This window comes from Pseudomonas sp. Ant30-3, assembly GCF_000690905.1.
In the GTDB taxonomy this organism is placed as follows: Bacteria; Pseudomonadota; Gammaproteobacteria; order Pseudomonadales; family Pseudomonadaceae; genus Aquipseudomonas.
The window spans coordinates 1-6,370 of sequence record NZ_JMCL01000186.1 but is presented as its reverse complement, the minus strand read 5'-3'; the positions used below and the strand labels follow the sequence as shown (position 1 = coordinate 6,370).

Genomic DNA, 6,370 nt, shown 5'->3' with positions numbered 1-6,370 from the left:
TTGCTCCCGCTGGGCTGCGAAGCGGCCCCAAAAAAGGCCTGCTGCGCAGTCCAGCGGGAGCAAGCTCCCTCGCCACGGTTTTCCATCTGGCAAAAAAAATGGCGATCCGCAGGGATCGCCATTTTTTATGCCCCCGTGAGGGTTAACGCACGGCCAGAATCGGGCTGCCCAAGCGCTCCAGCAGCGTCGCCTGCGCACTGCGCGGGTTCTGGTTGCCGGTTGGCGTGTTGCGGATGTAACGACCGTCCGCCTGCAGGCTCCAGCTATGGGTGTTGTCGGTCAGATAAAGCTCCAGCTCCTTCTTGACCCGCATGATCAGCTTCTTGCCCTCGACCGGGAAGCAAGTCTCGACGCGCTTGTCGAGGTTGCGCTCCATCCAGTCGGCGCTGGAAAGGAACATCTGCTCCTCGCCGCCATTGAGGAAGTAGAACACCCGCGTGTGCTCAAGGAAGCGGCCGATGATCGAGCGCACGTGAATGTTGTGCGATACCCCGGCAATGCCCGGACGCAGGCAGCACATGCCGCGCACCACCAGATCGATGCGCACACCGGACTGGCTGGCCTTGTACAACGCACGAATGACTTTCGGGTCAGTCAATGAGTTGAACTTGGCAATGATGTGCGCCGGTTTGCCGTCGAGTGCGAACTGCGTCTCGCGGGCAATCATGTCGAGCATGCCTTTCTTCAGTGTGAACGGCGCGTGCAGCAGCTTCTTCATCCGCAGGGTTTTACCCATGCCGATCAACTGGCTGAACAGTTTGCCGACGTCTTCGCACAAGGCATCGTCGGACGTCAGCAGGCTGTAGTCGGTGTACAGACGGGCGTTGGCGGCGTGGTAGTTACCCGTCCCCAAGTGCGCGTAACGAACGATTTCGCCCGCCTCGCGACGCAGGATCAGCATCATCTTGGCGTGCGTCTTGAAACCGACCACGCCGTAGATCACTACCGCACCGGCCGCTTGCAGGCGGCTGGCCAGTTGCAGGTTGGACTCTTCGTCGAACCGCGCACGCAACTCGATCACCGCCGTGACTTCCTTGCCGTTGCGCGCGGCATCGACCAGCGCATCGACAATTTCCGAGTTGGCGCCGGAGCGGTACAGGGTCTGACGAACCGCCAATACATGCGGGTCTTTCGCTGCCTGACGCAGCAGGTCGACCACCGGGGTGAACGACTCGAAGGGGTGCAGCAGCAAGATGTCCTGCTTGCTGATCACGCTGAAGATGTTCTCGCTGTTTTGCAGCAGTTTCGGGATCTGCGGCGTGAACGGCAGGTATTGCAATTCGCGCTGGCTGTCGAGGCCGGTGATGCTGAACAGACGGGTCAGGTTGACCGGGCCGTTGACCTGGTAGAGCTCGGACTCGTGCAGGTTGAACTGCTTGAGCAGGTAGTCGGACAGGAGTTTCGGGCACGTATCTGCCACTTCCAGACGGACCGCGTCGCCGTAACGGCGGGAGAACAGTTCACCGCGCAACGCGCGGGCCAGGTCTTCGACGTCCTCGGAATCCAGCGCCAGGTCGGCATTTCGGGTCAGACGGAACTGGTAGCAACCCTTGACCTTCATGCCCTGGAACAGGTCATCAGCGTGTGCGTGGATCATCGACGACAGGAACACGTAGTTGTCGCCGGCCCCGCCGACTTCTTCCGGGACCTTGATGACCCGAGGCAGCAGGCGTGGTGCCGGAATGATCGCCAGACCGGAATCGCGACCGAAGGCGTCGATACCTTCCAGCTCGACGATAAAGTTCAGGCTCTTGTTCACCAGCAACGGGAACGGGTGCGTCGGGTCGAGGCCGATCGGGGTGATGATCGGCGCGATCTCGTCGCGGAAATAACGGCGCACCCAGGTTTTGATCTTGGTGGTCCAGTGACGCCGACGGATGAAGCGGACCTGATGTTTTTCCAGTTCCGGCAACAGAATGTCGTTGAGGATCGCGTATTGACGGTCGACGTGACCGTGCACCAGTTCGCTGATGCGCGCCAACGCCTGATGCGGCTGCAGACCATCGGCGCCGGCCTGTTCGCGGGCGAACGTGATCTGCTTCTTGAGGCCGGCCACGCGAATTTCGAAGAACTCGTCGAGGTTACTGGAGAAGATCAGCAGAAACTTCAGCCGCTCAAGCAACGGGTAGGACTCATCCAGCGCCTGTTCCAGCACGCGGATGTTGAACTGCAATTGCGAGAGCTCGCGATGGATGTACAGGCTGCTGTCATCCAGGCCGGGGGTGGCAATCGCTGGCGCCGCCGTCGTTTCGGCCACGATCGCGGGTGGAGCTGGCTCCAGTTCCGGCGGGGTTTCGACGACTTGCTCGACCACCGGCAGAGCTTCTTTTACGGCAACTTCAGTGAGGCCTTCGGTATTCATGGAATGTTCCTGGGAGGGCTATTGTTGCTCTCGTAACAGTTGAGCAGCACGGGCGGCAAAGTAAGTCAGGATGCCGTCAGCGCCTGCACGTTTAAAAGCGGTCAGGGATTCAAGGATAACCCCTTCGCTCAACCAGCCATTCTGGATTGCCGCCATGTGCATGGCGTATTCGCCGCTGACTTGATAAACAAAAGTCGGGACTTTGAATTCTTCTTTGACGCGGTAAAGGATGTCCAGGTAAGGCATGCCCGGTTTGACCATGACCATGTCCGCGCCTTCTGACAAGTCGGCCGCCACCTCATGCAGGGCTTCGTTGCTGTTGGCCGGGTCCATCTGGTACGAGGCCTTGTTGGCCTTGCCCAGGTTCGACGCCGACCCCACCGCATCGCGGAACGGGCCGTAATAGGCGCTGGCGTATTTGGCCGAGTAGGCCATGATCCGCACATTGACGTGATCGGCCAGTTCAAGGGCTTCGCGGATCGCCTGGATGCGACCGTCCATCATGTCCGAGGGCGCGACGACCTGGGCACCGGCGGCAGCATGGGACAGCGCCTGTCGAACCAGTGCATCGACGGTAATGTCATTCTGCACGTAGCCTTCGTCGTCGAGGATACCGTCCTGGCCGTGGGTGGTGAACGGGTCGAGGGCCACGTCGGTGATCACACCCAGTTCAGGGAAGCGCGCACGCAACGCACGCGTGGCACGTTGGGCAATACCGTCAGGGTTCCAGGCTTCGGCCGCATCCAGCGACTTGAGCTCTGGCGGGGTCACCGGGAACAGTGCCAGCGCCGGAATCCCCAGCTCGACCCACTTTGCCGCTTCTTCAAGCAGCAGGTCGATGGTCAAACGCTCGACACCCGGCATCGAGGCCACCGCCTCGCGACGGTTTTCGCCGTCGAGCACGAACACCGGCAGGATCAGGTCATCGACGGTCAACACGCTTTCACGGACCAGTCGACGCGAGAAAACATCACGACGGTTGCGGCGCAATCGGGTGGCGGGGAACAGACGGTTGGCAGGGGTAAAGCTCACGGCAGACTCCTGAGCCCGCGCTGACGGGCGAGCGTGACAGTTATAAGCGGCCATTATGACGGTGGTATTACAGTTATGTGCACCCCTATGACAGGTAGGCGCTTTCCATTGTCCTTGTAGGAATTCTTCACGTCGAGACGCATTTGGACACTTTCATGAATGTGCCTGAAGGGTTAGGCTGCGCGTTCATTTCGCCAGCACCCAGACAATGCTCCAGCAATTTCTTCAGGAATTCGGGTATTTCGCCCTGTTTCTCGGCACCTTCTTTGAAGGCGAAACCATCCTGGTGCTCGCAGGCTTTCTTGCGTTCCGCGGTTACATGGACATCACGATCGTCGCGATTGTGGCGTTCTGCGGCAGTTATGCCGGTGACCAATTGTGGTATTTCCTGGGACGCAAGCACGGCCGCAAGCTTCTGGCGCGCAAACCTCGCTGGCAATTGATGGGTGACCGGGCACTTGAACATATCCGCCGGCATCCGGACATCTGGGTGCTGAGCTTCCGCTTCGTTTATGGATTACGCACCGTCATGCCAGTGGCGATTGGCTTGTCGGGTTATCCACCAGCACGTTATCTGCTGCTTAACGGCATTGGCGCTGCGATCTGGGCCTGCGCACTGGCCGCTGCCGCCTATCATTTCGGCGCGGTGCTGGAAGGCATGCTCGGCAGCGTGAAGAAATACGAATTGTGGGTACTCGGCGCGCTGCTCGTGCTCGGCGTGGGCCTGTGGCTGCGTCGACGTTTCAAGAATGCCCGTCTGGCGAAGAAAATCTACGCAGACGAGCAGGCGTTGAAAGCCGAACAGGCCAAGTCCGCCGGGCCTACGACGCCCATCGAGTAAGACGGTTTCTGCAGCAGTAGAGACCGATTGCGCTGAGCAAGCTGTAACTGAGCAACGCAACCCAACTGATCGCACTGGCTGGCCACAGCCCGGCCAATGGCGCGAGCCACACCACTGGCAGGTTCGATGCCAGCCGCAACAACTCAAGCTTCCACGCCCACGGGCGATTCTCCAGCGCCACGCCCAGCACGAACAGCCCCAACGCCACCGCGCTCCAGCCAAGCACTAATGCCGGGGTGGGCAGCTGCTGCTCGAAATTCATCAGGTAGCTGCCCAGCGCGATGTACACGCAGAACTGCAGCAGCACATAAATCTGCTGACGTGAATCCAGCGGCACCTCGTATTTGCGGAACAGGCTTAAGTCTGGCTTGCTCATTGGGTATTTGGCGGCGACGTCTGCCGGGCGCCATCCGGTGCGCATGAACCAGATCCGCAGCTTGTCCCACTTGCTCTGCGCCCGTCGCGCGTCGGCCCACAGCTGCGCATAAAACTGCACGTTGGCCCATAGCGGATTCCAGCTCGCCAATGGCGTAGTCACGCCGAAAATCACCGGCTCGTTATCGTCCTCTTCCTGGAACGAGCCAAATAGACGGTCCCAAATAATGAACACCCCGCCGTAGTTGCGATCCATGTAGAGAGCGTTCTGTGCATGGTGGGCCCGATGATTGGATGGCGTAACGAAGAACCACTCGAACCAGCCGAGCTTTGGAATGTGCCGCGTGTGCACCCAGAACTGATACAGCAGGTTCAGCGCCGCAACGCTGACGAACACCACCAACGGCAAGCCGAGCACGGCCATCGGCAGATAGAAAATCCAGCTCAGCAGGAAGCCGGTGCTGGTCTGGCGCAACGCCGTGGAGAGGTTGTAGTCCTCGCTCTGGTGATGCACCGAATGCGCCGCCCAGAGGATGTTGCGTTCATGGCCCATGCGATGCAGCCAGTAATAGCAAAAGTCATAGAGCACGAAAGCGAAAACCCAGACCCAGACGCTGTCGGCCGCGAGTTCAAACAACGCCAGGTGCTTGAGGGCAAACGCGTAGCTGACCAGGCCGACACCCTTGGTCAGCAGGCCGGTGGTGGTCGACAGCACGCCGGTGCTGATGCTGTTGATGGCGTCGGCCAGCCGATAATTGCTGACCCCACGCCAACGGTCGGCCAACAGCTCGGCAGCGATCAGCACGAAGAAAAACGGCACCGCATACAGAATGAAGTCCATGACGCGCCCTGATCAGAATCCAGAGGACAGATCCTAGGTGTAGCCGTGAATTAACCCTATGGCAACGAGTGACAAATTAGTGGACATTTAACGCCATAAACAAGGAGAAAAGACCATGAGCAAAAAAGTCGCAGTGATCCTTTCCGGCTGTGGCGTCTACGACGGCGCCGAGATCCACGAAAGCGTGATCACCCTGCTCCGTCTGGACCAGCGTGGCGCCCAGGTGCAGTGCTTCGCGCCCAATATCGCCCAGTTGCATGTGATCAATCACCTGAACGGCGAAGAGATGCCGGAGTCGCGCAATGTGCTGGTGGAATCGGCGCGGATTGCCCGGGGCAACATCAAGGATCTGCGTGAAGCGAACGTCGAGGATTTCGATGCGCTGATTGTGCCCGGCGGTTTCGGCTCGGCCAAAAACCTGTCGAACTTTGCCATTGAAGGTGCCGGCTGCTCGGTACAACCTGAGGTACTGGCTTTGACGGAAGCGTTTGCCGAAGCCGGCAAACCGGTAGGGTTGATCTGCATTTCGCCGGCGCTGGCGGCGAAAATCTACGGCCCGGGCGTGACCTGCACGATCGGCAATGATGCCGACACGGCGGCAGCGATGAACAAAATGGGGGCTACTCATACCGAGTGCGCGGTGACCGACATCGTCGAGGACAAGGCACGCAAACTGGTGAGCACACCGGCCTACATGCTGGCGCAGACGATCAGCGAGGCGGCGTCCGGCATCAACAAACTGGTTGATCGTGTCCTCGAACTCACCCACGAAAACGACGAGTAACCCAGTTCGAGGAGCTATTGTGGCGAGGGAGCTTGCTCCCGCTCGGCTGCGCAGCAGGCGTAATAGCAGATGCCGCAGTCTTCCTGAAGGATCGTACTTGGGCCGCTTCGCAACCCAGCGGGAGCAAGCTCCCTC

The 6,370-nt window shown here is 59.7% G+C and carries 5 protein-coding genes; 2 read left to right on the top strand and 3 right to left on the bottom strand.

The window, feature by feature from the left end; genetic code table 11:
* Nucleotides 1-142: 142 nt before the first annotated feature.
* On the bottom strand, nucleotides 143-2,362 hold the full coding sequence (gene ppk1, locus DU29_RS0128520; protein ID WP_028624756.1) for a polyphosphate kinase 1: 2,220 nt from the start codon (nucleotides 2,360-2,362) through the stop codon (nucleotides 143-145).
* A gap of 18 nt (nucleotides 2,363-2,380) precedes the next feature.
* Entirely contained in the window at nucleotides 2,381-3,394 is a 1,014-nt protein-coding gene (gene hemB / locus DU29_RS0128515) for a porphobilinogen synthase (protein ID WP_028624755.1), read from the bottom strand.
* Nucleotides 3,395-3,602: 208 nt separating this feature from the next.
* On the opposite strand from hemB, the gene DU29_RS0128510 reads away from it, so the two are divergent.
* Nucleotides 3,603-4,235 carry a DedA family protein gene (locus tag DU29_RS0128510; protein WP_028624754.1) on the top strand — a complete coding sequence of 211 codons (633 nt, stop codon included), beginning with the start codon at nucleotides 3,603-3,605 and terminating at the stop codon, nucleotides 4,233-4,235.
* On the opposite strand, the gene DU29_RS0128505 is transcribed toward DU29_RS0128510, so the two are convergent.
* A complete protein-coding gene (locus DU29_RS0128505; RefSeq protein ID WP_028624753.1) occupies nucleotides 4,216-5,451 on the bottom strand; it encodes a sterol desaturase family protein in 1,236 nt (411 codons plus the stop codon). The two genes, DU29_RS0128510 and DU29_RS0128505, sit on opposite strands and share 20 nt — an antisense overlap.
* 115 nt (nucleotides 5,452-5,566) lie before the next feature.
* On the opposite strand from DU29_RS0128505, the gene elbB reads away from it, so the two are divergent.
* Entirely contained in the window at nucleotides 5,567-6,235 is a 669-nt protein-coding gene (elbB, locus tag DU29_RS0128500) for an isoprenoid biosynthesis glyoxalase ElbB (RefSeq protein ID WP_028624752.1), read from the top strand.
* Nucleotides 6,236-6,370 lie beyond the last annotated feature (135 nt).

Bases quoted from the DNA above. Each gene is read 5' to 3' on its own strand.
- elbB (WP_028624752.1), top strand. From the start codon at position 5,567: ATGAGCAAAAAAGTCGCAGTGATCCTTTCCGGCTGTGGCGTCTACGAC.
- DU29_RS0128510 (WP_028624754.1), top strand. From the start codon at position 3,603: ATGCTCCAGCAATTTCTTCAGGAATTCGGGTATTTCGCCCTGTTTCTC.
- DU29_RS0128505 (WP_028624753.1), bottom strand. From the start codon at position 5,451: ATGGACTTCATTCTGTATGCGGTGCCGTTTTTCTTCGTGCTGATCGCT.
- ppk1 (WP_028624756.1), bottom strand. From the start codon at position 2,362: ATGAATACCGAAGGCCTCACTGAAGTTGCCGTAAAAGAAGCTCTGCCG.